The sequence below is a fragment of the Fructobacillus papyriferae genome, from assembly GCF_018437225.1.
Taxonomy (GTDB): domain Bacteria; phylum Bacillota; class Bacilli; order Lactobacillales; family Lactobacillaceae; genus Fructobacillus; species Fructobacillus papyriferae.
Genome location: NZ_JAAMFI010000001.1, coordinates 531,153 through 555,783 on the forward strand (window position 1 = coordinate 531,153; position 24,631 = coordinate 555,783).

Annotated in this window: 17 protein-coding genes; 1 reads left to right on the forward strand and 16 read right to left on the reverse strand. The window is 45.3% G+C overall.

What is annotated here, in order from left to right:
* Nucleotides 1-98: 98 nt before the first annotated feature.
* From G6R27_RS02460 to recX, 13 genes are all read right to left on the reverse strand, one after another.
* A complete protein-coding gene (locus tag G6R27_RS02460; RefSeq protein ID WP_213819495.1) occupies nucleotides 99-1,823 on the reverse strand; it encodes an LTA synthase family protein in 1,725 nt (574 codons plus the stop codon).
* 1,092 nt (nucleotides 1,824-2,915) lie between these two features.
* Nucleotides 2,916-3,158 (reverse strand): hypothetical protein, encoded by a 243-nt coding sequence (locus tag G6R27_RS02465; RefSeq protein ID WP_213819496.1) that lies wholly within the window; start codon nucleotides 3,156-3,158, stop codon nucleotides 2,916-2,918.
* 499 nt (nucleotides 3,159-3,657) lie between these two features.
* Complete coding sequence (locus G6R27_RS02470; protein ID WP_213819497.1) at nucleotides 3,658-4,221, reverse strand: Panacea domain-containing protein; 564 nt, start codon at nucleotides 4,219-4,221, stop codon at nucleotides 3,658-3,660.
* A 99-nt stretch (nucleotides 4,222-4,320) separates the two neighbouring features.
* Complete coding sequence (gene mgtE, locus G6R27_RS02475) at nucleotides 4,321-5,688, reverse strand: magnesium transporter (protein WP_213819498.1); 1,368 nt, start codon at nucleotides 5,686-5,688, stop codon at nucleotides 4,321-4,323.
* 61 nt (nucleotides 5,689-5,749) lie between these two features.
* Complete coding sequence (locus G6R27_RS02480; protein ID WP_213819499.1) at nucleotides 5,750-6,658, reverse strand: RluA family pseudouridine synthase; 909 nt, start codon at nucleotides 6,656-6,658, stop codon at nucleotides 5,750-5,752.
* A gap of 105 nt (nucleotides 6,659-6,763) precedes the next feature.
* The gene (locus tag G6R27_RS02485; protein ID WP_213819500.1) at nucleotides 6,764-7,558 is read right to left on the reverse strand and encodes an NAD kinase; all 795 of its coding nucleotides are present in this window, start codon (nucleotides 7,556-7,558) and stop codon (nucleotides 6,764-6,766) included.
* Nucleotides 7,559-7,633: 75 nt separating this feature from the next.
* Nucleotides 7,634-8,206 (reverse strand): GTP pyrophosphokinase, encoded by a 573-nt coding sequence (locus tag G6R27_RS02490; RefSeq protein WP_213819501.1) that lies wholly within the window; start codon nucleotides 8,204-8,206, stop codon nucleotides 7,634-7,636.
* 128 nt (nucleotides 8,207-8,334) lie between these two features.
* A complete protein-coding gene (locus G6R27_RS02495; RefSeq protein ID WP_213819502.1) occupies nucleotides 8,335-9,297 on the reverse strand; it encodes an ROK family glucokinase in 963 nt (320 codons plus the stop codon).
* Between the two features lie 183 nt (nucleotides 9,298-9,480).
* Nucleotides 9,481-9,723 carry a YqgQ family protein gene (locus G6R27_RS02500; protein ID WP_213819503.1) on the reverse strand — a complete coding sequence of 81 codons (243 nt, stop codon included), beginning with the start codon at nucleotides 9,721-9,723 and terminating at the stop codon, nucleotides 9,481-9,483.
* A 158-nt stretch (nucleotides 9,724-9,881) separates the two neighbouring features.
* Nucleotides 9,882-13,718 carry a helicase-exonuclease AddAB subunit AddA gene (addA, locus tag G6R27_RS02505; protein WP_213819504.1) on the reverse strand — a complete coding sequence of 1,279 codons (3,837 nt, stop codon included), beginning with the start codon at nucleotides 13,716-13,718 and terminating at the stop codon, nucleotides 9,882-9,884.
* A 1-nt stretch (nucleotide 13,719) separates the two neighbouring features.
* Nucleotides 13,720-17,319, reverse strand: coding sequence for a PD-(D/E)XK nuclease family protein (locus G6R27_RS02510; RefSeq protein WP_213819505.1), 3,600 nt, complete (start codon nucleotides 17,317-17,319; stop codon nucleotides 13,720-13,722).
* Between the two features lie 116 nt (nucleotides 17,320-17,435).
* Nucleotides 17,436-18,005, reverse strand: coding sequence for a nucleoside tri-diphosphate phosphatase (ntdP, locus tag G6R27_RS02515; RefSeq protein WP_213792337.1), 570 nt, complete (start codon nucleotides 18,003-18,005; stop codon nucleotides 17,436-17,438).
* Nucleotides 18,006-18,133: 128 nt separating this feature from the next.
* Nucleotides 18,134-18,934 (reverse strand): recombination regulator RecX, encoded by an 801-nt coding sequence (gene recX, locus G6R27_RS02520; protein ID WP_213819506.1) that lies wholly within the window; start codon nucleotides 18,932-18,934, stop codon nucleotides 18,134-18,136.
* 177 nt (nucleotides 18,935-19,111) lie between these two features.
* Between recX and G6R27_RS02525 the strand changes: the two genes are divergently transcribed.
* Nucleotides 19,112-20,071 (forward strand): Dyp-type peroxidase, encoded by a 960-nt coding sequence (locus tag G6R27_RS02525; RefSeq protein ID WP_213819507.1) that lies wholly within the window; start codon nucleotides 19,112-19,114, stop codon nucleotides 20,069-20,071.
* Nucleotides 20,072-20,605: 534 nt separating this feature from the next.
* Here G6R27_RS02525 and holA read toward each other — a convergent pair.
* Genes holA through G6R27_RS02540 form a run of 3 tightly spaced genes read right to left on the reverse strand, consistent with a single transcriptional unit; the run spans nucleotide 20,606 to nucleotide 24,586 of the window.
* Complete coding sequence (gene holA, locus G6R27_RS02530; RefSeq protein ID WP_213819508.1) at nucleotides 20,606-21,601, reverse strand: DNA polymerase III subunit delta; 996 nt, start codon at nucleotides 21,599-21,601, stop codon at nucleotides 20,606-20,608.
* Nucleotides 21,570-23,900: a DNA internalization-related competence protein ComEC/Rec2 gene (locus G6R27_RS02535; protein ID WP_213819509.1), complete on the reverse strand. Its 2,331-nt coding sequence runs from the start codon at nucleotides 23,898-23,900 to the stop codon at nucleotides 21,570-21,572. Before G6R27_RS02535 ends, holA begins: the two co-directional genes overlap by 32 nt.
* Nucleotides 23,897-24,586 (reverse strand): helix-hairpin-helix domain-containing protein, encoded by a 690-nt coding sequence (locus tag G6R27_RS02540; protein WP_213819510.1) that lies wholly within the window; start codon nucleotides 24,584-24,586, stop codon nucleotides 23,897-23,899. The genes G6R27_RS02535 and G6R27_RS02540 overlap by 4 nt, the downstream gene beginning before the upstream one ends.
* Nucleotides 24,587-24,631: the final 45 nt, after the last annotated feature.

Genomic DNA, 24,631 nt, shown 5'->3' on the forward strand with positions numbered 1-24,631 from the left:
AAAAGTTCAAAAACCTTATTAAAGCTAAAATAAGCTTCACATAAAATTTTTGAACAATATATATATCTAACAAACTGTGTGTTATTAAACCAAAATCATTAATTTGACTTATATTCGAATAGATTTCTAAACCTATATGTCTTCATTTCTGGCGCATCTGTTTTGTAATCTGAATAAGTACTTTTTTTATCGTTCTTAGCAAAGAGCGAAGTTGAGTTCTTATTGTTCGAAGATGTTTTCAGCCGATTGACAGTCTTTTTAACTGAATAATCAGAAGAACTAATCTTACTCTTGACGAATCCATTTTGGTAAAAGCGTAAAAGATTTCGTTCGTTCATTTCATCAGAAATGTTTAACTTTTGTTCTGCTGCCTTTGAATTAGCAGTTACCTGCTGTTTTTGCACAGCAGATAAATTTTTAATTTCCTTTTTTGTTTGCACATCCCAGATTTTCTTAGAAATTGACGCGAGTGTTGGTGACACCCAATCACCATTTCTCATGACAACCAATTGGGAACGATTTTGTGATAACAAATCTTGGCCTAGCTGAAGATAGTTATTCGTTGAAACCCCCATCAGATGCTCAATTGTTGGCAGCACATCAATTTCACCACCATAGGTATGGTTAACACCACCATCAGTCATTCCAGGGATATGAATGATTAACGGAACCTTCTGAACATTTTGGCTATCTAAGTCTGTCCAAGATGAGCCCTCTTTACCGGTGGCAGCAGTCAAGGCTTTATAGTCCGTGCTCGAAATGCCGTAATGATCACCATAAAGAACAACCATCGTGTTATCGTACAATCCGGACGTTTTGAGATAAGTAAAGAATTCCTGTACTGACTGATCTAAATAATGGTTGGTTATAAAGTAATTATCGACGACTTTGCTACCAGAGTTAGAAGTTTTAAAGTTAGCGTCTTGATCAACTTTATCCAGCGTATAGGGAACATGGTTCGTAACAGTTAGATACTTAGCGTAGAATGGCTGTTCTAATCGTTCCAAATAAGGAACCGATTCTTTAAAGAGCAACTTATCTTTCAAGCCATATGTAGCAAGATTTTTCTTAGAGTTATCGAAGTAGTCAGAAGAAATAAAGTTCTGATACCCCATATTCTTATAAACGTTTGACCGGTTATAAAAGAGCGGGTTATTAGCATGAAAGACAGCCGATGAATAGCCCGCTTGCTGCTGCAAAATTCCTGGCAATGCTTGAAATACTTGGCTAGAACCCAATTGATTAAAAAGCGATCCCTGTGACAAACCAAAAGTCGAGGTATCAATCAGGTTTTCTGCATCAGAAGTTCTTCCCTGCCCGACTTCATTATAAAAGTTATCAAAGGAAAGGGAGCTGTCACTATGGAAGAGCGAGTTCAAGAATGGCGTCACCTCTTGGCCATTCACCTTTAAATCAATGGAAGACATCTGTAAAGATTCCAGGTGGATCACAATGAGGTTTTTACCATTCGCCTTACCATAGTAAGACATATTCAAATCCGTCTGATTATTCTTAACGTATTGCTCTACCGTTTTAATGTCTTGAGAACTAGCATTTCGACGCTTTTCGTTTAATTGATGCGAATTATAACCATCAACTGCCAAAAAGGGGAAAAGACCGTTATTCCGAACAACATACTCTCGATTAAAAGACTTTCCATACGCTTCTGAATCATGAAAGAAGGAAATTGCAAAGTTGAAAATCAATAGGGCAAATCCTACTGCGATAAACTTCAAAATTCTGGACCATCGCAAGGCATAATTTTGATCATAACGAATGACTAAAATGGCCGCAATCAAAGCAAAAAGATCAAAAAAATACACAACGTCATGCTTAGTGAAAACAATTGCCTGTGCTAATTCCCCTTGCTGACCACTAATCGAGGAATGCAAAACCGTATTGATGGTTAGAAAATCTGAAAAGCTCCGGAAATATAAAATAAAGGCATAAAAGAAAAGCGATAAGAGCACCTGGCTAATGATCAACGTTCCATAAAAAAAGCTTCTTCTTTTCACAAATAGCGGAATTGCGAAATAAATCAATAAGAAGCTTAAAGGTGTGGTGATAAGCATCACATATTGAAAAATACTACTCGTGTGCAAGCCATGGAATTCTTTCCAATAGGCCGCAACCGTTTTTATCCAAAATAAAATTACAGTTAATGCGTATAACTGTAATTTTTGATTTCCACGATGAATGCGATTCATCATGTTTGTATAAATTTTATTCAAATTTTCCTGCATGTCCATTACTAAATAATATAATAATCACTTTTGATTGGCAAATGGTTCACAGTAATATTCACCTTGTTTTACATGCCTTTTTAAAAGGGTGTATGAACATACTTTAAGCTTTACTAAACATATTAAACAAGGATACCGTTTGCTACTGTTGTGTCTGATTTTCCAGAGTAGAGAAAGGCTTACAATCATAGATGACAACTTGATAAGACAAATAATAATTATTGTTATCTATTATCACTGAAGAGCCGGAAAATAATTTTTTAAACAAGTTAGGCTGTTCATACAGTCCAACTATGACAGAAGCATTGCCAACAGGAACCAGATCGATTGAAACTGTCCCCTTTTTTACATGTTCTGTCAAAACATATTCATTATTAACTGGCAAAAGTTCACAATTGTTGACATATACTTTTAAATTCTTGCTAGGCACTAAATTGATTTTAAATTCATCAATATCCTGTTTAAGGGGTATCTTAAATTGCTCACTCTTATCAATGGCTACATTTTTAATAATTGTAGACGAACCAAATATTGATAATTCCCATAAGAATTAACAGAAGTCAGTCTTACACTGTTCAAATTAAGGAAAAGCTTGCTATCCTTGTTTCAGTAAAAAACTTTGTCTCATTATTTTTAGCACTTTTATAAAATACTTTTTAGCTAATTCGAGAACTATAAGGCAATCCATCCCCTTACAAAGCCATAGCCTACGAAAATAATAATTAAAGACATAAACACTGTAGTTAAAAGGTTTAACCAATTTAACTTTTTAATATTTCTAGCAATGAAACTAACATAAGACATAAGCCCTTGAATCACCAAATAAATAAAAACAGTTAAAACTCCTGCCATAATCAACTTAGTTCCAATAGTTCGAGAAGATGCATCGTTACCAATCGATAAAATTTGATTCATTAAATTCACAGCACCAAAAGTTGAAAAAGATATAGCTGTAAAGATTCCTAAGACTGAGACAAAATTAGAATATAGTTTACTAGTGGCATTCTTTACTTCTTCTTTAGCCTTTTCAACCTCCTCACGAAGTTGAATAACTTCTTTTTGTGCTTTTTCTATTTCTTGAGAAATTAATCCGAACTGGACAATTGAAATATCAATAGTTCGATATATCTTATCTAAAAGATTTAGATAGCTTTCATCCTTATCTTTTTCCTGTAACTTAGAGATGTTATCACTCCAAGAAATAGTTTCTTTCTCATCAACATCTAGCTCATCAAAGTTTTCATATACATACTTTGTATAAATTGCACTTGGAAAACGATTTGAACCATCAATATAAAGTTGTTTTATTGAACGATACGTCTGAGAAATTGATTCATCAGATAAATCTTTTGAAAATATTTTTTTTAAGACAAATTCTTCCCATGCCGGGATTGTTTCTTTGGTTTTTTCTATATTATCTATTTACAAAATAATTAAATATCTCTTCGTCTGAATATTGAAGATTACGAACTCCAGCCTCAATATCTTCTTTTCTGTTCATCCACATTGGCTCCGAATGAGTTTTTTCAACTAAAGCAAATGGACGTTCTGAATATTCATCTAGATAGTCTTTTACTATTTTTTCAAAATAAGAAATATCATCCCCATTTTGTACAAAAGAATCTTGTACTCGCTCAGAATTGAAAGGCTTAATTATCGTCCCGAATAAGTCAATATCGCCTTCTTCCTTTTCGCCACCTTCTATCATGATAGGAGCTGGAATCTGGATTGACGATATTCCATTTGATTTAAAATTATGGTAGACATCAGGAAGAACAGGGCCATATCCCCATTTTTCAATTGGTTCATTAAACAACTTAATATTTTTATTAACTAAGTAATCCACGTAAAGGTAATAAAGCACTTTCTGCAGAAGGAGATTACTAATTGGCTTGCCTATTCTTAATGCATATACAACCACATAATTAGCAATATTCATAACATCATAATCACGTTCAATAAATTTTGGTGTTGTCATTTTCATCCCCCCCTCATTTCTAGCTTTAATAAATTATACCCGAACATTAACGTCTAAAACAATAAAAAAAACTCCGAATGTCAATTCGGAGTTTTTTTATTACTTCCCCACAAACGCACCGAGCATTGCCGTTGCAATCGAGAAGTAGATTAAGATTGAGGCCCAGTCACAGACCGTAGCGACCAATGGGCCGTTGACGATTGCTGGGTCGATGTCGAAGCGGTTTAAGACTGCTGGGACCAAGTGAGCCAACAGAGAAGAAGCCAAGATCGAAAGACCAAGAGCCATCCCCACCGTCAAAGCCAAGCCTTCGTTTCCCTGGAAGAGCATGGTCACAAGGGCCAAAACAACCCCGCCAATCACTGCCAAAACCAGGGCGGAAACGAATTCTGAAATTAAATTCTTCCAACCCGATTGGTCCTGACCATTACCGAAATGACGGATGGCTAAGGCCAAGGATTGCGTGCCAGCATTACCAGCCGTACCGGCGATGATGGTGATGAAAGCGGCCAGGATTGGTGCTTGACGAATCGTGTGCTCAAAGAGACCAATCAAACCCGTTGAGGCCAAGCCAAGAACCAAAAGGGTCAAGAGCCATGGAATTCGTTTAATGGCCGAATGCCAGGCCGAATCGTCGGTGTCCGAAACATCGACAGCAGCTAAGCCGGAGTAGTCCCCGACAGCTTCTTCGTCGATAACATCGACGATGTCATCCACGGTGATAATCCCAAGCAGGTGCTTTTCCTTATCGATTACGGGAATGGAGAAGAAATTGTAGTCGGCCACCACCTGAGCAACGTCTTTTTGATCGCTGTCGGCTGATACCGAGATCACACGAGTATTGGTGATCGAATCAATGGTCATGTCATCCGGGTGAGTCAAGAGATCGCGAAGCGAAACAACCCCGATCAACCGTTCCTGGTCATCGACCACATAAACATAGATGATGGATTCAGCCTCTTCCGCTTGCCTTTTGACTTGGACAAGAACGTCTTTGACTTTTTCAGACTTCTTGACGGCCAAGTATTCAGTGGCCATTAAGGAACCCGCTGTGTCTTCTTCATAGTTGATCAGCTGTTTGATTTCGTTAACTTCGTCAGCTGGCATCAAGGCCAAATAATTTGACACCTTCTTGGCTGGCATAGCCTGCAGCAAGTCCGCCTCGTTGTCGGCAAACATGGCCACCAAGATATCAGCCCCCTTTTGACTTGGCATTTCTTCCAAAAGCGAAACAATGTCTTCTTGGTCGATTTCCAAGTTATCAAAAATCGTGGCCAGCGTTTCGTCGTCCATGATCCGCCAAGCGACTTCACGGATCCGCTCAGGCAAGGCGGCGTAAACCTGCCCCTTTTCAAAGTCGTGCAAGGCCGTAAAACGCGTCATAAAGAGGTCGTCTTGACCGGAATTAATCAGGTTTTCTAAATCATGAACAGTTTGTTCGAACTGCTGATCATTATCAAGTGCCATCGTTTTGTCTCTTCCTTTCAAGGGCGGTTCGACCGTCCCGCTCATCGTTATAATTGAATGTTTAATTCTCTTCGAGAGTCTTTAGCGCTACTAAATCCTCTGGCAAATCTGTCTGCAAATGACGGGTCATTTCCGCAAACGGATCGTAGAAGGCCATTTGATAGGCGTGCAAAGCTTGACGCTTCAAGCCATACCAGAGCGGACCACCATAAAGGTCATCGCCCACCAATGGAAAGCCGAGGTGCTTGAAGTGCACACGAATCTGGTGGGTCCGGCCAGTGTGCAACTGGACCTTCACCCGGGTCATGGGGCGCTCAGGATCTGCTTCATAACGCTGTTCCACCCAGTATTCGGTCTTGGAAGGCTTCCCGTCTTCTGTCACCGTTCGCTTAATGAAGTCGCCTTCCAGCCGACCAATTGGCGCTTCGATGATGCCGTGATCATCGGGCAAGATACCCGACACGTAAGCCGTGTAGAATTTCTCAACCGAGTGGTCCTGCAACTGCTGGTCTAAAACAGCGTGGGCGAAGCGATGTTTGGCCAGCAAGACCAATCCGGATGTATCCCGATCTAAACGAGTCACCACGTGTGGCACCAAGTCTTCGGCCTCTTCGTCGATAAGATGACCTTTGACCTTGTTGACCAAGGTGTGCAAGCGGTCGGCATGGCCCGGCACCGTCGTCACCCCAAAAGGTTTGTCAACGGCCAAGAAATGATCGTCTTCAAAAATCACCTTAATCGGTGAAAAGTCGGGCACGACCAAGTCATTTCCCTGTTCGACGGGCATGATGATGGTGGCCACATCCCCTTTTTTTAAATAGTCGGAGGTATAGACTTGTTTATCATTGACCAAAATGGCGCCACCGTTGTGCTTCATTTGCGAAAACATGCGGTGGGAAACGCCATGGCTTTGGAGAAAGGAACGCACCTTGCGGTCGTCTTCTCCCTCGTAAGTCCAAGAAAATTTCATAGTGTATGGGTTAGCAACCGGTGACCGACCGGTTTCCCTTCCTTTCGAAGTTAAAAATTATGATTCATGCTGTTTTGCTGGCTAGCAGAAAGAACTGAAGTGATGCTATTGGCAATCAGAAATAAAAGCTTGACGAACGCGGCGCCAAAAGTCTAAGTGTCGGTAAGAAGCGAAGTGAATCGACTGCTCCGCCACCTCAAAAGTAACCGACTCGATGTCTTCGGCCATAATTTCGAGCTGGTCGCAGGTAATCAAAAAGGCGTTGTGCTTTGGTTTAATCGTGATACTTTGACCAGTCGGCACAATTAATGGTGACCCTAACGTACGGAAAACTCGATTATTGATCGACGCGATTTCAGACATTTGAATGGCCTGCAAAGAAGGGTGCAACACAGCACCGCCGTTGGCTTTGTTATAAGCTGTCGAACCCGTTGGCGTGGCAATGGCCACGCCATCGCCCCGAAAGCCTTCAAACAAGAGATCACCCAGATAAATATCAGCAACTAAGGTACCGATTGGCTGCTTGATTGTCGCTTCATTTAAGGCTAAATATTCGGTCGTCGTACCATCCGTCTGAGTCGTCACCATTTTGAGCAATGGATAAGAAACTCGCTGACTTGAATCGTTTAAAAGTGACTGAACCAATTCATGAACTTCATCACCCAGCCAGTCCGTGTAAAACCCAAGGTGGCCAGTGTGCAGGCCGACAAAGCGGAGATCTTCCTTCAAACCGATGTATTCGTGGAAGGCCCCGAGCAATGTACCGTCCCCTCCGACCGTGATGACCAGGTCTGGGTTGGCATCGTCTTGTTCAATGCCCTGATCATCCAGCTCCTTTTTCAGTTCTTTCACAATTTTCAGTGACCGCTCTTGGTCATTGTGATAGAGTGCGACTTTCATAAAACTTCTTTCTTTGGTGTAGTTCGAGTCTGGGCGGGTGCATCATCAAGTGAGGCGCGATCCGGGAGTCGAACCCTAATCCAGTTCCTTTACTTCGGCCAATTCCTGCTCTAAAGCAAACGTTTGCTCTGAAATTTCAGCTAATTGATTCGCCATCTCTGGCTTAATTTCACCATGCTTATAGTTCAGATCATGCTCAATGGTCGACCAAAAATTCATTGCCATTGTCCGGATTTGAATTTCAGCTAGCACCTTTTTTTCGCCTGAATACAACGATACCGGATACTCGATCACCATGTGATAAGACCGGTAACCAGATGGCTTGGCATTCATCACGTAATCCCGTTCTTCTAAAATGGTGAAATCCGTTCGTTTGCGCAGCAGCTCAACCACTTTATAGATGTCATCGATATACTTTGTCATGATGCGAAGGCCCGCAATATCTTGTAGATCCAAAGCCAACCGATCCTCATGCAAATGCCGGCGGACAATTTTTTCTTCAATAGAGGCCTGGGACTTGACCCGACCGGTCACGGATTCAACCGGGCGGGTGCCGGATTGGACCTGTCCGGTCGTGAAATAGCCAAGCTTAACTTTTAGCTCAGCCACGGCCTGTTCATATGGTTCGAAAAACGTTTCCCATTCCATGATTGGACCTCCTTTGACGCTTTTTGCAAAATAACGCCACAATACCTTTTTATTTTACCATAATTTGATTTTTTCTTATTTATTGACAAGAAAAAAGAGCAGTCAAAAGACTGCTCTTTTTAAATGTTTTAGTTTTTCTTTGCCAATGAAGCAGCACCGATCACACCGGCATCGTTTCCGAGTTCGGCCAACTTAACAGTCGTTGATGTGCGAACCGTTGGAAAGGCAAACTTTGACCAGTTCTTTTCCACGCGTTCACGCAAGAATTCACCGGCTGCGGCCACCCCACCACCAATTACGATGGCTGAAGGATTCAAAATGTTTGAAATCGTTGCCGCTGCATAGCCCAAGTAGAAGCACAACTTGTCGACCGTTTCATTAGCCAAGAAGTCCCCTTCTTTAGCCAAATCAAAGATAATCTTAGACGTGACTTCCTCGCCATCATCAATCATCTTTTTCAAACGTGATTCACCAACGTATTGTTCGGCAAAATCTTGAGCCAAGTGGACAACACCAGTGGCTGAAGCATATTGCTCCAAGCAGCCATGGTTACCACAAGTACACAAGTAACCGTCAGGTTCAACGATGATGTGGCCAACTTCACCACCAGCACCGGCAACTCCGTGAATCAAGTCGTGATTGGCAACCAAGCCACCACCAACTCCCGTCCCAAGCGTGATGAAGGAAACGTCGGCATCGTTGTTCCCAGCACCCTTCCAGGCTTCTCCGAGGGCAGCCACGTTGGCATCGTTATCGATGTGAAGTTCAAAACCGGTTCCGGCTTGGATTGGTTCCTTGACGGCTTCTTCCTTAGCCCAACCAAGATTGTAAGCCCCCTTCACCGTTCCGTTTTCACGATCAACCGTACCAGGTGTTCCCATTCCAATTCCGATCACACGTGAACGGTCCAATTGGTACAAATCCAAATGGTGGTTAATTGATTCGATGATATCAGGCACAATGTGCTTGCCATCACCCAAAACGTTGGTCTGAATCGACCACTTTTGCTGGACCTCACCTTGGTCAGTCAAGATTGCAAACTTGATGGTTGTCCCACCAAGATCAACACCAATTAATTTATCTTTTGTCATGATGATCATTGGTCCCCATTGGCCAAGGCAAAATGGGTCCCGCCTCCTATTTTCTTTATTACATATTTATTTTACAAAGTTCAGGAAATTTTTGCAAGCGTTTACATCAAGTAAATCGAGACACAAAGACAAGCTGTCATCACCTAAACGTTAAAAAGAATTTTCTTCAAAAAGAGCGCTTGGTCAGTTGACCGTTTGCTTTGTTTCCTTATAATGGCTGTTATCCCCAGTCCGTTCGACTTCTTCCCGATGTTCTTTTGCCAAAATCACCTTCATCGTCTGGTAGTCGGGATCGGACAAAACTTTCGCCTTGTAGAGATTATCCACCTCAAGGGCAGCCACTTCAATGTCCCAGAGTCGTTTACCGACGTGAATATAAATCTCATAACGCTTCAAAAACTGCAAAATATCGTAAAAATTCTTCACGTTGGCTCCTTTTGCGGGTGTCCGTCTGACGACCTCCACCCCGCGCTTCTCGAACTTGTTGCCATTATAGGCGCAACCAAAGGAAAGTGCAAGGGGTCTGAAAACGGCTAAGCAGCAGGCTTTTTGCTAACTCCCCCTCCTTCGACAGTTTTTTAAACTCAATCAAGCGTCAAGCTCATCCCGGCAGACAGCAAAATCAATCGACCAGGTAAGACGTTATAATCCGGGTACTGATCCTGCAAAGCTTTCCGATACAAATTCAGCTGGCCCGTATAGTTTTTCTTCATTTTCTGTAGAGCCAGCTTTTGCCGGTCACCTGCTCGCTTTGGCACGTAGTCGGTCTTGTAATCAAAGATCGTGATCGTCTTCTTGCCCTCATCAACAAAGTAGCCGTCAATAATTCCGTGCACCAGAATTGGCTGCTCGTCGTCCAAGTCGGCATAGACCTTATTGGCCGGTATGACCATGGCAAATGGCGCTTCGCGCTTCAGCGACTCGTCGTGACGGGCAATCTCTCGTGCAAAGTCCGTCCGCAGGAAGTCGATAATCTGGCCCAAGTCGATCAAAGGCGCAATCTCTGGTGCAATTTTTCCATGGGCGACCAAGCGGTCGACCATCACCTGCAAGTCACGTTCTTCCAACCATTTCTCAAAGTTCAGCAATTGCAAAATCAAGTGGGTGGCCGTTCCAACGGCTGTTGGTGACGGCTTCACCTTGCCGTCTTCCATGAAGGCCGGCAGTGGCAGCTCGTTTTGAGCGAAGGTGCGGGCGGCTTGGGTATTGTCCTCGGAAGCATCGGCTGCGGTTGGCGCGCTTTCACTTCCCGCTTTTACTTCGGCTTCTGCTTCGTCCGACGTCGTTGCCTGGCCATTCTCATCCAAATACAGATCCGTCAAGAATGGCCGATCCGGATCCTCGAAGAGTCCCTTAATTTCAGAAACAGACTGGTAGGCAGCCGTTTTGGTGGAAGCTTGGTGAGGGTAGTGGTAGGTGAGCTTCTTTTCTAGCAAGTTCCGGTTAACCTTTTCTTCCTTCTTCGGCTGTGTGTAATCTTTTACCTTCAACGGCAAGGCCGCAAGTCCGGCCTCCGTAATTTCAGCAATTTCGTACTTATCTACGAAACGTACATCAATTCGACCATTGCGATTTGTTTCCGGACCAACCCAGGCGCGTTCCCGATTGAAGACGCCAAAAATCTTGTCCAACTCACTATTTTCCAATCGTGAAAAGGCTTGTAAGGTCCAGTCCAAATAAGATTTTGCAAGCAGACGATCCGATTCTGGAATAAACTGTTCTGAATGGTTCAACACATCCTTGTACAATTTCTCTTCTCGACTACCACTTTCCGTCATCGGATCGATACGGCCAATCAGGAAGAGCTGTTGCTTAGCGCGAGTCAAGGCCACATAGTAAAGACGCATTTCTTCTGACCAAAGTTGTCGCTTCAACGCTAATTTAACAGCGTATTTGTCAAGCGAAGGAATCTTAATTTGAGAATGTGGCTCCAAGTAGTCTAATCCGACACCGGCATCCTTTTGCAAGATAAAGGGACCTGTCATATCCGATTGGTTAAAAGGTTTATCTAATTCCGGCAGGATAACAATCGGAAATTCCAGTCCCTTGGACTTGTGAATCGTCATCAATGAAATTGCTGATTCCGAGCTATCTTGAGCAACTTCCCCGACATCGTGGCCACCTTCTTGGAGTTCTTCAATATAACGCGTAAAGGCATACAAGCCGGAACGGCCGTTATCTTGGAAAGTTGCGGCACGCTCATACAGGGCATGCAGGTTTGCTTGTCGTTGCGCACCACCCTTAAGGCCGGCCACATAGTCAAGCCAGCCTGTGTCTTGATAGATTGCCCAGATCAAACCAACTAAGTCATTTTGCATGGCATAAGTTCGCCACTTGGCCAACTGCTTCAGTACCACTTGACCCTTCTCCTCATTCTTTGAGAAAGCCTTTAAAGCAGTGTAAAAATCATGATCTTCATCAGCCAATCGAATCCGAGCCAAATCATTTTCCAAAAAGCCAAAGAGTGGTGATCGTAGGATTGCCGCAAGCGGAATATCCTGATGTGGATTATCAATAACACGCAAGACATCCAAAACCAGGTAAACTTCCATTGCTTGATAGTAATTACCCACGGATTCTGACTGCATTGGAATCCCAGCTGCGCTCGCCATTCGAAGCAAATCAGGATAAATCGTTTTTGAACGAGTCAAAATGGCCATATCGTCATATCGAACCGGACGCATTCGTGCCTCATCTTGATCGTAAACTCGACCATGCGCAATCAATTCTTTGACCTTATCTAAAAGATAGGCCAGCGTCTTCTCTCGAGTGTCACGATCATCCTCCGTGTCATCATCTTCAGCATGACCAGCTGGCCGTTTAGGTAACTCAACGAGATCAAGATGAAAGATTGGCGGCACTGACTCAGGAAAGGCTGCTTTTGCGACCAATTTGGCAGTCCCCTCATAAGCAACATCCCCAAGCGGTTCATCCATGATTTGCGTGAAAATTTGATTAATCACTTCCGTCACATTATTTTCAGAACGGAAGTTATCAGCCAACTCGATTCGCTCATCGTCGTTTTCATCTTTAGCAAAGTCGCTGTATTTTTCTGCAAACAGCTGTGGTGCCGCTTGGCGGAAGCCATAAATTGATTGCTTGATATCACCCACCATGTAAAGGTTGTGTCCGTTTGACATATCCTTTAAAAAGGCTTCTTGCAGTCGGTTCACATCTTGGTATTCATCAACCATGACCTCTTTGAACTGTGCTTGGACCAACGTTCGAATGTCCTCATTTTTCAAAATTCGGCGGGCCAAAACGACCAAATCGGAAAAATGAAGGATGTTTTCTTCCTGCTTTACCTTATTCAAAGCATTCTGATAATCTTTCGTAACCTGAACAAGAGACTGAACCAGTCGCCGGCTTCGAGCGTTAACCGTTTGCCACTGTTCTTCTGTCATCCGGAAAAAATTGTCAGCAAGCTCTTTCAAAGCCCCTTTTTTACCTGGAAAATACTGATCTTTGAAAGCCAAGGCTTTGGCTAACATTTCTTCTTTTTGGGCAAGATCGTCATTTTCTTCGGCTTTTTTACCATACTTTGATGGGAATTTTTCTGAGAAATCCTGTTGAATGGCAGAACGAAGCGCTTCGTAAGAGCTATCTTCAGCCATACAAGCAGACAGCTTTTCCAGGTAATCCTGACGTTCAATCAACGCAGCTTGAGCTTGCTGAAATTTTTTCTCTTCTGTTTCCCCTTCAACCGCTGACAAAGCGGGGCCAAGATCGGCCAACGCTCTTGTCACTTCAGGCTGGACTTCCTCTTTTATAAAAAGTTGATAGGAAGCTTGTTCTGACAGTGCTTTATCAGTTTCGATCTGGTCTGCCAAATGATTTAGCCAGTCATCCTCGACCGGTTTAGCTGAATCAAAGCCATCCAGCTTGAGGAGGTTATCTTTCAAAGCACCATCCTTGGACGATTTGGCAAAGTTTTCAATTAAGGCCATGAAGTCCTGATGGTGTGGGTGATTCTCTTCGTATAACTCAGAAAAGGCCTTTTCAAGAACGCCTTGCTTAAAGAGACTTTCTTCAGCACTATCCGCTACTAAACGGAAGGAAGGATCTAAATCGATTTCATAATAATAAGCCTCAATCAATTGGAGTGCAAAACCATCAATCGTCGTCACTGAAGCAGTAGGCAACAGCTCGAGCTGTTTTTGCAAGTATCGCTTTTGCTCGCTATCTTGGCTTGCTTGAAGTTGTTTAGTGAGTGACTTCTCCAAACGCTCTTTCATCTCACTGGCAGCTGCACGAGTGAAAGTCACAATCAAAAACTCATCCACGCTTGTACCAGCAAGAATTTTCTGAATCAATCGTTCAATCAAGACGGTTGTCTTTCCAGAACCAGCCGATGCGGAAACCAGAATATTGTGGCCAGTATGCTGAACGGCTTTTTGCTGATTTTCAGTAAATTGTGGCATCCTACTGTTCCCCTCCTTGATTCTTTTCCAACTCGTCTTCACGAGCTTCCGTCACGAATTCGACTCGCAAACGCTGAAGCACCTCTTTTTTAGTTCCAGTATATTTTGGCGTTTGATACTCATCACCTAAGGAGCGATCAAATCGCATGACGTCTTGGTAAGGTGAGTAAGCCAAACTTTTCTCAACTGGGCTCAATGGCAAATAGCCGCGTTTAATCGCATCGCTGGCTTGCAAAATCAATTGTCGATTTTTGTATATTAGCAGAACCATGTCTTCAGGCGATACCACATCAGAATCCGAACGGAAAGTTCCGTCCTTTTTTCGATCCAAATGATAGGCTTCTGATTTGGCGTCATCATCACGCGTTTCTAGCGCATCCACGTAATTAGTATCATCGACCACGATACCGTTCAATTTCGTGTCCAAGGGTTTTGCTTCACCAGCTAGCAAGGCGTCGATATCGCCCGAATAATCTGAAAAACGACCAACGTTAGTATTAATCGGTGCAAAAAAAGCACCTCCAACTTGTCCATCAGCCGACAGTCCCATCTTTTCAGAGCTCTCGTTAGCTGCTTGCCAGTAGGCTAAAAGTTGTAATTCTAGGCCATTAACGGCATCGCGGTAATTAAACTTTTTACCGTTTAATTTATAGTCGATGATTGTTCCATACTCACCGAGAGCATCTTGTGCGTCAAAGCGGTCAACCTTCCCTCGCAAGAGCACCTCATGAGTTCCCGAACTCATTTTAACTAACGGAAGATCTGATCCTGGGAAACCAAATGGCGCTTCCACGCGAGTTGGCTTTGAATGATTATTCAATCGTGCCGTCGTCCGAAGTTGTTTCAGCACAGAAATAGCCTGTTGCTGCATTTCTCTTGCTTGGGCTTGTCCCTTTGCATCTTCTTTCAGTTCAGAAAAAGCGGCTTCTTTTGTTAATTCCGATAATACGTTCTCAACCTGTTGTGCAATGATTTGGTCAGAAAGATCAGCTAAACGACCATTCTGCTTAATCACTTCATTCACCACTTGTTCAAAAATAGCGTGATAAACTGTTCCTTCGATTCGAGCATCAATTTCAACCGAAGGCCGCTCTTTCAAACGCAAGCCATATTTCAGGAAATACTCGTATGGATTTCGATAGAAGGATTCCATTTGAGAAATTGATACGACCAATGGTGCGTGAAAGAGTTTCTTGGCCATTTCACCCCATAGCTGTTGTGGCTTATTTTCGTAATAATTACTTGCCAACACACGCTTAGCGCGCTCACGATGGCCAGCTTCAGCTAATGTTTTCAAAACATCAGAAAAACCATTGGTGGTCCGGTCCTGATCTGGAATCCGTACTAACTGGCTCAAAGTCGAAGCAGCCGTTCCAGAATACTTTTCTGCTAACTCCGCTGCGCTTTGAGCTTGTGCACGAACCGTTTCCAAACTTTTATCAAAGGCTGTTAACAATCGATTCACATAGGGTGATGGTTCATTGACTTTTCCATCCTGATCCAAGAGTGCATAGGATAACGTCAATTTTTCAAAAGCCGATTGCAGGGCATTATAAAAGAGCAAAGGTTCTTCGGCCATTTGCTGCTGAGCGGTTTCTTGTAAGTAACGTGGATCTTCTTGTTCCGCCAAAGCTGGTGTGACCAATAATCGATCAGCATCCGACAAAAGTGACTTATTCTTAATCTGAGCAGGTAAAGCGTTTCGTGTTGCTCCAATAAAGTACAAATTCTTATAGCGCTGACTCTGAACAATACCCGCCTCTGAAATCGTCAGCTGATCTAATTGGTTCGGAATACCGGAGAAAGTCCCCCCGGAAAAACCAGCCTGCAATCCTTCTAAAAAGACAGCCCGATCGAATGGTTGTTTCCCAGAAACGGTTACTAATTGATCCAATATATTAGTGAACAGTTGCCACACTTCTAGCAACTGTTGTGCCTTCATCAGTTCGCCCTCTTCCAAGAGCTGGTCTCGCTGCTTTAAAACGGCATCAGGCAAACAGTTTTCCTGCAAGAATCCCATCAAACCACGTGCAGCATCTTCAATTGTTTTGGACTTATCGAAAATTCGTTCTAAATTCTTGAACAAATGATGAACGTAAACTTTCAGTTTACTAATATTCTGATTAACTTGAAGATCTTGGCTCAAGCCTTCCTCTTCGTCGACAGGTACTTGGAAGAGTGAGAAAGTTTGACTGTCATCTTCCCAGATTTTTTTGGAAACACGATGTCCAGCCAAATAATTTTCCAAATGAGAAACAGCCTCAAAATAAGTCTCATCATCGATAATTTGACCATCATGAACCGGTCGCAAATACCCCGTCTTCAACACCGTCAGGAGCTTATCCTTCTGGTAAAGGACGTTCGGGTTGGCCAAAAGCGTGGTCGTCAATTCGACCAGAGGGTGATTGCCCATCTTGACATCGTTATCCAAGAAATAAGACAAATCGAAGGCATCCATCACGGCTGGCAGGTGCTTACTGTATGGCGTTAAGTCACGGGCCAAGACCAAAATGTCTCGTAAATGCAAGTTAGGGTTCGTCCGCAAATCCTCTCGGATGCGACGGGCGACTTCTTCCAACTCGGTGACGACGTTGGCACCAACAAAGCCCTGTAGCTTCGTCTCTTGTTTTTGAACATCATCTGCGGAAAAGTCCTGGTAGGCCCCGAGCTTTTCCCAAGCTTGCAAGAGATTGGTCCGGGTGGCCGATAGTGAGACATCCGAAGCTGAATCGTCTAAAATCTCAATCTGGCAATCGTTGTTGTCCTGATTGGCCATCCCCCGAATCGTCCGAGCCGTCTCCAAAGGCTTTTCAAAGACAGAACCAGCAGCCACGTTCTTCAGCGGATCAGAAGCGTTCACCCGTCCGAGTAACGCAATCGTCAGGTCCGTTGACCGGATAAAGCGTTGGATAATCGCCCATTCAGCAGCCGTGAAGCCGGTAAAACCGTCAAAGTAGAAGAGGCTTTCCGTCAGGTCGATGTCTTGCATCTTTTCGGCAAAGCTTGGCAGCATTTCCTGAGCCAACAAATAGTCGTCGCCCATCTTTTCATTAAAGGCATCGGCCACGATAGCTAGGTCGCGGAGCTTTTGCTTCAGAGCTGCGGCCGTCAACGCTTCCGCCTCGCTTTGGCTCTCAATGCTTTCCACAATGGCCAGCAAATCTTCCGCAGACACGCGGGAAGCCCGTAATTCGGACAGTTGGCCAACCAATTTGTCGAGGAAGCCCTTCTTGGCTGCCATGCGGGCAAAGATTGGTAGACGGTCCTTTTGCTCTTGAAGAATGTCTGAGACCAGCACAAAAAGTCCGGCTGAGCCAAGAACAGTAGGCTGCGTCATTCCTTTTTCATCCATCAAGCGATAAGCCAGTCGACTAAGTGAATAGACTTGGACTTGCGATTGGGCGTATGAATCCGTTGTAGCCTGCCCTGTCGCTTCTTTCAATCGGGACAAGACATCCACTTCGCCATCAAATTTCACGTGGTTGGGCACCAGATAAAAGATCCGACGCTTTTCACCTGCTTGGATCTTCTGGGCGATCTCTTCGACTAAGTTTTGTCGACTATCGACTTCACCTGGTGCGATTTTGATGGTAACGGTCATGACACTCCCCTTTTCGCCTTAAACAATTTTCTTCATTTTCCAAAGCTTTGTTCAGTGAATCGTATACTTCCTATTGTACAAAAAAAGCCCGGAAAAAATCCGGGCTTTTTTCTGGGTCAACGACGATCATTCAACCGCTGTTGCATCAAATATTGGTAACGGGAATACCAGACATCCACGTACCCTTTGGAAAAAGGTCCCTTTCCCTGATCGATCCAATCGACCAAGATTTTAACATGGGCCTTCAAGATCTGGTCTACCTCTTTTGGATAGTGCCATTTCTTACTGTGAGCCGCGTATTCATCCGCGTCTAACAGGTGCTTCTCACCGTCTGGAAAGACTTTGACGTCCAAGTCATAATCGATGTACTTGAGCGCCTCTTTATCTAAAGTATAGGGAGAAGCCAGGTTACAGTAGTAGGAAACCCCGTTATCGCGAATCATCGCGATAATATTAAACCAGTACTTCTTATGAAAGTACACAATGGCCGGTTCGCGAGTTACCCAGCGCCGGCCGTTATCTTCTGTCACCAAAGTATGGTCGTTTAATCCAATGATGGCATTCTCACTGGTCTTTAACACCATGGTGTCACGCCATGTCCGATGCAACGAGCCGTCGTGCTTATAACTTTTGATCGTGATGACATCCCCTTCGCGTGGACCGCGACTCGGTTTATCAACAATCATGCTCGTCCCACTTTTCTGACAAAAAATTCCTTTTCGATTATATCATATATTTTCGGAAAAGAGATTAAAGTTTGTACAGGCGCTTTGGCTTAGCACTGTGGGCAGCACAGCCAATTGGCTCAATTACCTTAGTCTAGGCCAAAATCAAATTGTTTCAGCGCCCACTCGATGGTTTCGCCATCAAAGCCCTTGGCATAAAGCTTGCTTTTGACTTTATAGAAGCGCTCCTTGGGCGTGCCCGTTCGTTGGCGACGGATGGCCTTCTCGGCTTCTTTTTTGGCATTTTCCCGCTCATCTTCTTCGTTCGAAGCAATGTTGATCCCATTAATGGCCTGGCTCGCAATGTCAAAGGAAAAACCCTTTTGTGCCAAGGACTGAGCGGTCTTTTGCTGGCGGATGCGTGTCGAGTCCCGCTTGTGAGTGCGGGCAATCTTTTCGGCTAGCTTGGTAGCGACTTCTAGCTGATCTTCTTCGGAATACTCGGTCAGAGCATCCTCGATTAAGTTTTCGGACACGCCAGCCTTCTTCAAATCCATGGCAATCGCCCGTGGCCCCTTTGGCGAGAAAACTTGCTTGGTATTGACGTAGGCCTTGGCATAGGTGGCGTCATCAACCAGCTGCTGGTCAACCAGACGATCGATAACTTGATCGATGACTTCTTCTTTGATGTCTTTTGACTTCAGGCGATCTTCGACCTGCTTTTGGGTGCGTAGAGCCGGCGACAAGTAGTTCAAAGCGACCTTCAGCCCTTGGTCGACCAGATCGGCTTTTTTAATTCGCTCGATTTCTTCCTTGTTTAGCTCCCGCCCCTTCATTAAGCCGAACTTGGCCAAGACGTTTTCAGAGATTCCAAAGGCAAAGCGCCCGTCTAGTTCCAGATTGTAGCGTCCCGCGCGTTTCTGCGTGGCGATTTTCGTGATTTTTGCCATACTCCCATTCTATAGAAGCCGTTCAAAAAAGGAAAGGTAACCGTTCTTTCAGCCGCTTTAGTTCTAATTTATCCAACTACTTTAGAGTAGATTAAAATCAATCTAAAAAAGTTCGTGACAATCGCAAGGGATACGTTATAATATTTTTATCAAAAAAAGAAATGAGGAGTGCGAAGCATGGATATGAATCCCGCAAAAGCGCAGGATGTCTGGAAGGATATCGGACAAAGCGTACAGTTCACGGTATTGAAGTTTAAAGATTTAGAAGCAGCCGATTTAAAGGAAATGATTGAGGATTTTGCTGACCGGTCACAGGCGATCATTCGCTCCCTGCGAATTCGCGATGGACAGCAAGATGGTCAAGCGTCGACATTAAAAGTGGCTTTCGGGATTTCCAATCACGCCTGGGACATCGTTTTTCCAAACACAAAAAAGCCAAAGGAATTGACAACTTATGAGACTTTGACGGGTCCAAAGTATGAAATGCCTGCTACGGAAGGCGATCTCTTCTTCCACATTCGTGCCAACAACCAGGCCGTTGTTGTTGAATGTCAAACGCAGTTCATGAAGTTTTTACGAGACTACACCGAAGTGCTTGATTCGACTCAAGGATTCCGCTACTTCGAAGGTCGCGCCATCATCGGCTTTATCGATGGAACCGAGGCTCCTGCTGAAGCAGATGCCGCACCATACGCCATCATCGGCGACGAAGATCCCGACTACATCAACGGTTCTTACGCCTTTGCCCAGAAGTGGGTCCACGACATGGACTTCTGGAACAAGATGAAAACAGAGCACCAAGAAAAGGCCGTTGGTCGCGAAAAGTTCACCGACCTGGAATTGGAAGACGAAGACAAGTACGAAAACGCCCACAACGTCGCTTCCCAATACGACGAAAACGGCGAAGAACAAAAGATCATCCGCATGAACGTGCCATTCTCTGACCCCGCAACGGGTAAGACCGGGACTTACTTCATGGGTTACTCCCGCTACTGGCACGTAACCAAGGGAATGCTCATCAACATGTTGGACCAATCCGACTTCTTGCTGACTTTCTCAGACATTTTGACTGGTCAACTCTTCTTCATCCCATCACGCGATACGCTTGCTGCGATTGCCGATGGCGAATTTAACTAAGAGTGATATACAAAACCCCTGCCACGCTTTGTGGTGGGGGTTTTTGTTTGGCATTATGAAGGGTTGGAATATGGCTTTTCAAAAGCCAAAAACTTGGTATAATGAAGATGAAAAGAGAGCTGAGCGCGAACTCAACTCTCTCCGCGATGCCGCTTTCACGGTGCCGCCTTTATGTTCTTAAAAAAGAACCGTCAGCTGGGCAAAAGCTTTAGCGGTTCTTTTTATTTTGCTTGTCTTTTCGCTTTTCGGCGAATTCGACGTAGTGGAAGTACACTTCCACTGCAGTCAAAATTAAAAGTAGAATGTCCACCATCGCTGGTCGACTGCCTCCTTTCATCGAAATTTAGTAATGCTGATTCCAAGAATCATCTGCTTACCTCCTTTCTTCTGAAAAGCGACACCGTTAAAGCTTCATCGCTGTTTGAAGCATAACAGATTCTTTCAGAAAAATACCCCATTATGCCGAATTGGTATAAAAAACGCCCTAACTACAAAACGCCCTAACGACATCAGTTAGGGCGTTTTACTTTACTTTTAAAAATTCACCATGAAGGTCTCGAACAAGAAGAGCGGGTCCACCCGCTTGGACTTCATCTGGATTTCCATGTCTAGGATCTTCAAGAAACCCTCGCGGATCTTGCCCAGCGGATAGGTTCGCAACGATTGCCGAGCCAACTTCACTCGAAACGGATGGATGCCAAGGGCCTTGCCGGCTTCTGCATCAGAGCCTTGCAAGGAAGCGACTTGCAATAAAAGGCGGAACTGACCGAGCAAAAGCGCGTTCAGGCGCAGCGGTACTTCGCCGTTTTTGACAAGGTCGTGATAGGTCCGGATGGCTTCTTCCTGCTTGCGCTTCAGTACCAGGTCAGCCAAGTCAAAGGCCTGGGCAGTCGATTCTTTGATAACCAAATCATCCACCGCTTGGCTGGTAATTTTCTTGCCTTCCGAAGCGTAAGCCAACAACTTTGGCAATTCCTGCAACATCATACTGTAAGATGCCTGCGTCCGCAGCAAAAGTTCGCGTTCGGCAGCCGGCTCAATGGTAAACCCGCGCTGTTCCAGCAGCTGGTGGAGAGCTTGCCCGACCTGCCGCTCGTTCAAGCGAGGCAAGTCCAAGTTTTCGGCCTCCGCCAAAACCCTTTTGGTGATCTTCTTTCGTTTGTCCAACTTCAGATCGCCAGCAAAGAGAACCAGCAAATTTCCTGGCACTGGCTGTTCGATGACCGACGTCAGCGCCTTTTCCTGGCTATCCGTTAGCTTACCATTGGCCGTCAGGAAGGTCGGGTTGGTCAACAGCACCACGCGGTGGTCGCCAAAGAAAGGCGGTGCCGTGATGTCTGCCATTGCATCATCCAAACCGACCGTAGAAAAGTCGTAAGAAGCAAAGTTCATCTCCTGGTCTTCTTCAGGAATGATCGACGTGAAGAGCCGCTTAGCCTTCTGCAGCAAGGCGGGTTCCTCCCCTGTCACGATGTAAAGATCAGGGAGGGCCTGGTTTTCAATTTGTCCTTTTAGGTCCTGCAGGGTCATGATAACTCACCTCGAAATGTCCGTGCTTTTCTTGATATACATATCTTAGCATACCCTGGCTCTGCGTATTGTAGACAATCATCTTCTCTTCTTTGGCCACGTCTAAGACTTCCTGGTGTGGATGCCCATAGCGGGAATTCCGACCGGCCGAAATCAGCCCAATGGTTGGCTGCCACTGAGCAAAGACCTTGGGGTCTGTCGCCGTTTTGGAACCGTGGTGGCCGAATTTGACGATGTCTGGGACAAATTCAGGATATTTGGTTAATATTTTGGTCTCGCCCGACTGGTCGAGATCGCCCGCAGTATAGATGGTCTGGCCCCCGAGCCGACCACCCCAGGCCAGTGAATCGTCATTACCGGCCAAACCAGCCGCGAATGGGTAGAGAATCTGCAATGGACAGTTAGGCACTTTGGTTTGGTCGGTTGCTTCGATAACTTTTGTCTTTTGCAAATAGGGCTGAATTTTTCTTTGAAAGGCCGGTAGCGACCTCATCCCTGCCGGTATCACGAGCTGGTCAACCTTGAAATTTTGTAAAATGACGCGGCTGTCGCCAATGTGATCCTGGTCTTGATGGGATAGGGCCAACGTGTTGATATGTGCGATACCTTTAGCATGCAAGTATGGCACAATGACGGATCTAGCCAGGCCTTCCTGCTGCTTGAGCGCCTTGTTCTGGACGACTTTTGGTCTCGTATCCGTTGGACGACCGGTGCTGTAATGCGGCCGCGGCCCGAATTGCACTTTGCCACCGGTATCGATCATCGTGATCGTTTTGTGCCGGGGTTCGATGAGTACTGCTGCGTCACCCTGGCCGATATCAAAGGTCGTCCACTCCCCCTGCTTGGGCCAATGGACGAACGCGCTATTGCCGAGAAGAAGAAAAAGCCAAGTAGCAATGGCCAATTTTTTACTGCTTTTCTTAGCGCCCAATGCGAAGAAAGGCAATAAGAAGAGTAAAACCAACACCGGCCAAGACAGGGCACCAATAACGATTTTACCAGGTAGTGCCCCGGCTAACGCCACTGCTTTGTCAAAGAGTTGAATAATGGTATTGGTGATTGGGCAAACACCAGGTATCCAGCAAGCAAAGTAGCCAACGAGCGTTACTGGCAAAACGACGACCGTGAAGACCGGCACCGCCAAGATGTTGGCCAACGTTTGCCAGAGGTTCCAGCTGTATTGTGTGGCCAGAATGAACGGAAAGGTCACTAAAGAGAGGAAGAGGCCGCGCTGCCAAATATTGCTGCCCTGGCTTATGATGACGGCCAGGGTCAGCGCAAAAGAGAGCTGTCCACCCATTGTTAACAGTAGTTGCGGGTAGACAATCAATGAACCAATCAACGACCAGGACCAACTTTTTATGGGATCGATTCGCAGGCGAAAATTACGACCGAAAAGCTTCATCTCGCCCGAGAGCATCGCCCGAAAAAGCACCGCCGGCAAACCCGTAAAGAGGAAAAAGAGTGGCAAGAAGAAAGCCAAGAGGCCATCCCCCACTTCACGGCTGATTCTCGCCAGAAGAAACCCTTCCCTTAAAAAACGCGTCAAAAAAGCGACGTGCAAGCCTGACAATGCAAAGAGGTGAATCAGCCCAAGCTCGGCAATCATCGGATTATTGTCATAGAGCTGGCTGCCTTTGCTAGCAAGGATTAAAGACAGCGCGTAGTCCCGCAACGGATTGGGCAGCCGATCCGTCCAGCGCTCAGCTGCGGCATGGGCGCGATGACAGGCAAAAAGGAGTGCTTGCCATGGATTTTGCGCATCAGCCGGCTGAATCGCGACCTCTTTAAAACAAAGCGTGTGGGTCACTTTTTGACTTTGCCAGTAAGCCCGAAAGTCGAACTGATAGTCGTTGGTCGGGCCCATGATAGGCGTCTTATCCGCCTGTCCAAACAACCAGTAGGTGCCAGATAACTGAGCCCACCGATCCACATCTGCTTGATCTTTCGCTGCGTAGGAAAAAAGGAGCTTCTCCCCCCTGGCCGTCTTCCCCTGACCACGAATCCGCCCATCTTCTGCAATTTTCAACTGATCTGCATGAACAAGGAGTCGTTCTTGTCCTTGGCTAGCAGGTCGCAGGGCCTGTTTTTCCAAATGTCCATGTCCCACTTGTAGATACAAAACAAAAGGCAGACAAAGCGTCCAGAAAAGCCGTAATTTTTTGCCAAAGCCCAACGTCAAAGATAACAAGGTCATCCCCACCATCAGCGTGACCGTCAGCGCATTGGGCCGATTAATCACAAGCGAGAGCGCAGCAAAAACCAGGGCCAACAAAAAATGAAAATGCCTCGTCCTCATGGCTGCACTTGGTCCTTCAGCTGCTCGAAACGCTTTGGCCCAATGCCAGAGATTTCTTTTAGCTCATCGACCGACTGAAAAGGGTGTTCTTCCCGGTAGGCGATGATTTGCTCGGCCTTTTTGGGTCCAACGCCGGTCAAGCTTTCCAGCTCCTTTTGACTGGCCGCATTCAGGTGGATTTTGCCAGCAGAAGCTCCTTCAGCAGCAGTCCCTTGACTCGCTGAAACTCCGCCGCCTGGATGCGTTCCCGCATTCTTAATTTCCGGTGCTGTCTCCCCGACTTTCAAGACGTAAACCGCCATGCCGTCCTCTAACAACTGGGCCAGGTTTAACGCATTCGCATCCGCCTCAGCTGTCAATCCACCAGCTTTCTCAATCGCATCAGCCAAACGAGCATCGGCCGAAAGCACATACAATCCCGGCTTTTTGACCGCCCCTTTGACGTCAACTTTGACTGAACTTTTCATTTTCTCATTAGCAGCAGAACCAGTCTTAGCCGCAGGCTTCGTCGCAGTCGATCGACCACCCGCTTTCAAAGTAGCTGGTTCGGCCATTTCCACATGCTTGGGCCGCATCAAAAGCACCAAGAAAACAAGCAGCAAGCCCGCTAACCCAACAGCCGCCAACCAGCGCCAGCGCCTTTTTGCCCAGTCCAGCCAAGCTTGCCAATCCATCATCTCAAACATGTCACCACCTCCTAGTAAATGACACGAAATCGACAATTAAAAGCT

Bases quoted from the DNA above. Each gene is read 5' to 3' on its own strand.
- ntdP (WP_213792337.1), bottom strand. From the start codon at position 18,005: ATGATTGTTGATAAACCGAGTCGCGGTCCACGCGAAGGGGATGTCATC.
- G6R27_RS02540 (WP_213819510.1), bottom strand. From the start codon at position 24,586: ATGTTTGAGATGATGGATTGGCAAGCTTGGCTGGACTGGGCAAAAAGG.
- mgtE (WP_213819498.1), bottom strand. From the start codon at position 5,688: ATGGCACTTGATAATGATCAGCAGTTCGAACAAACTGTTCATGATTTA.
- recX (WP_213819506.1), bottom strand. From the start codon at position 18,934: ATGGCAAAAATCACGAAAATCGCCACGCAGAAACGCGCGGGACGCTAC.
- G6R27_RS02495 (WP_213819502.1), bottom strand. From the start codon at position 9,297: ATGACAAAAGATAAATTAATTGGTGTTGATCTTGGTGGGACAACCATC.
- G6R27_RS02465 (WP_213819496.1), bottom strand. From the start codon at position 3,158: ATGAATCAAATTTTATCGATTGGTAACGATGCATCTTCTCGAACTATT.
- G6R27_RS02480 (WP_213819499.1), bottom strand. From the start codon at position 6,658: ATGAAATTTTCTTGGACTTACGAGGGAGAAGACGACCGCAAGGTGCGT.
- G6R27_RS02490 (WP_213819501.1), bottom strand. From the start codon at position 8,206: ATGGAATGGGAAACGTTTTTCGAACCATATGAACAGGCCGTGGCTGAG.
- holA (WP_213819508.1), bottom strand. From the start codon at position 21,601: ATGACCCTGCAGGACCTAAAAGGACAAATTGAAAACCAGGCCCTCCCT.
- G6R27_RS02485 (WP_213819500.1), bottom strand. From the start codon at position 7,558: ATGAAAGTCGCACTCTATCACAATGACCAAGAGCGGTCACTGAAAATT.
- G6R27_RS02470 (WP_213819497.1), bottom strand. From the start codon at position 4,221: ATGACAACACCAAAATTTATTGAACGTGATTATGATGTTATGAATATT.
- G6R27_RS02525 (WP_213819507.1), top strand. From the start codon at position 19,112: ATGGATATGAATCCCGCAAAAGCGCAGGATGTCTGGAAGGATATCGGA.
- addA (WP_213819504.1), bottom strand. From the start codon at position 13,718: ATGCCACAATTTACTGAAAATCAGCAAAAAGCCGTTCAGCATACTGGC.
- G6R27_RS02535 (WP_213819509.1), bottom strand. From the start codon at position 23,900: ATGAGGACGAGGCATTTTCATTTTTTGTTGGCCCTGGTTTTTGCTGCG.
- G6R27_RS02510 (WP_213819505.1), bottom strand. From the start codon at position 17,319: ATGACCGTTACCATCAAAATCGCACCAGGTGAAGTCGATAGTCGACAA.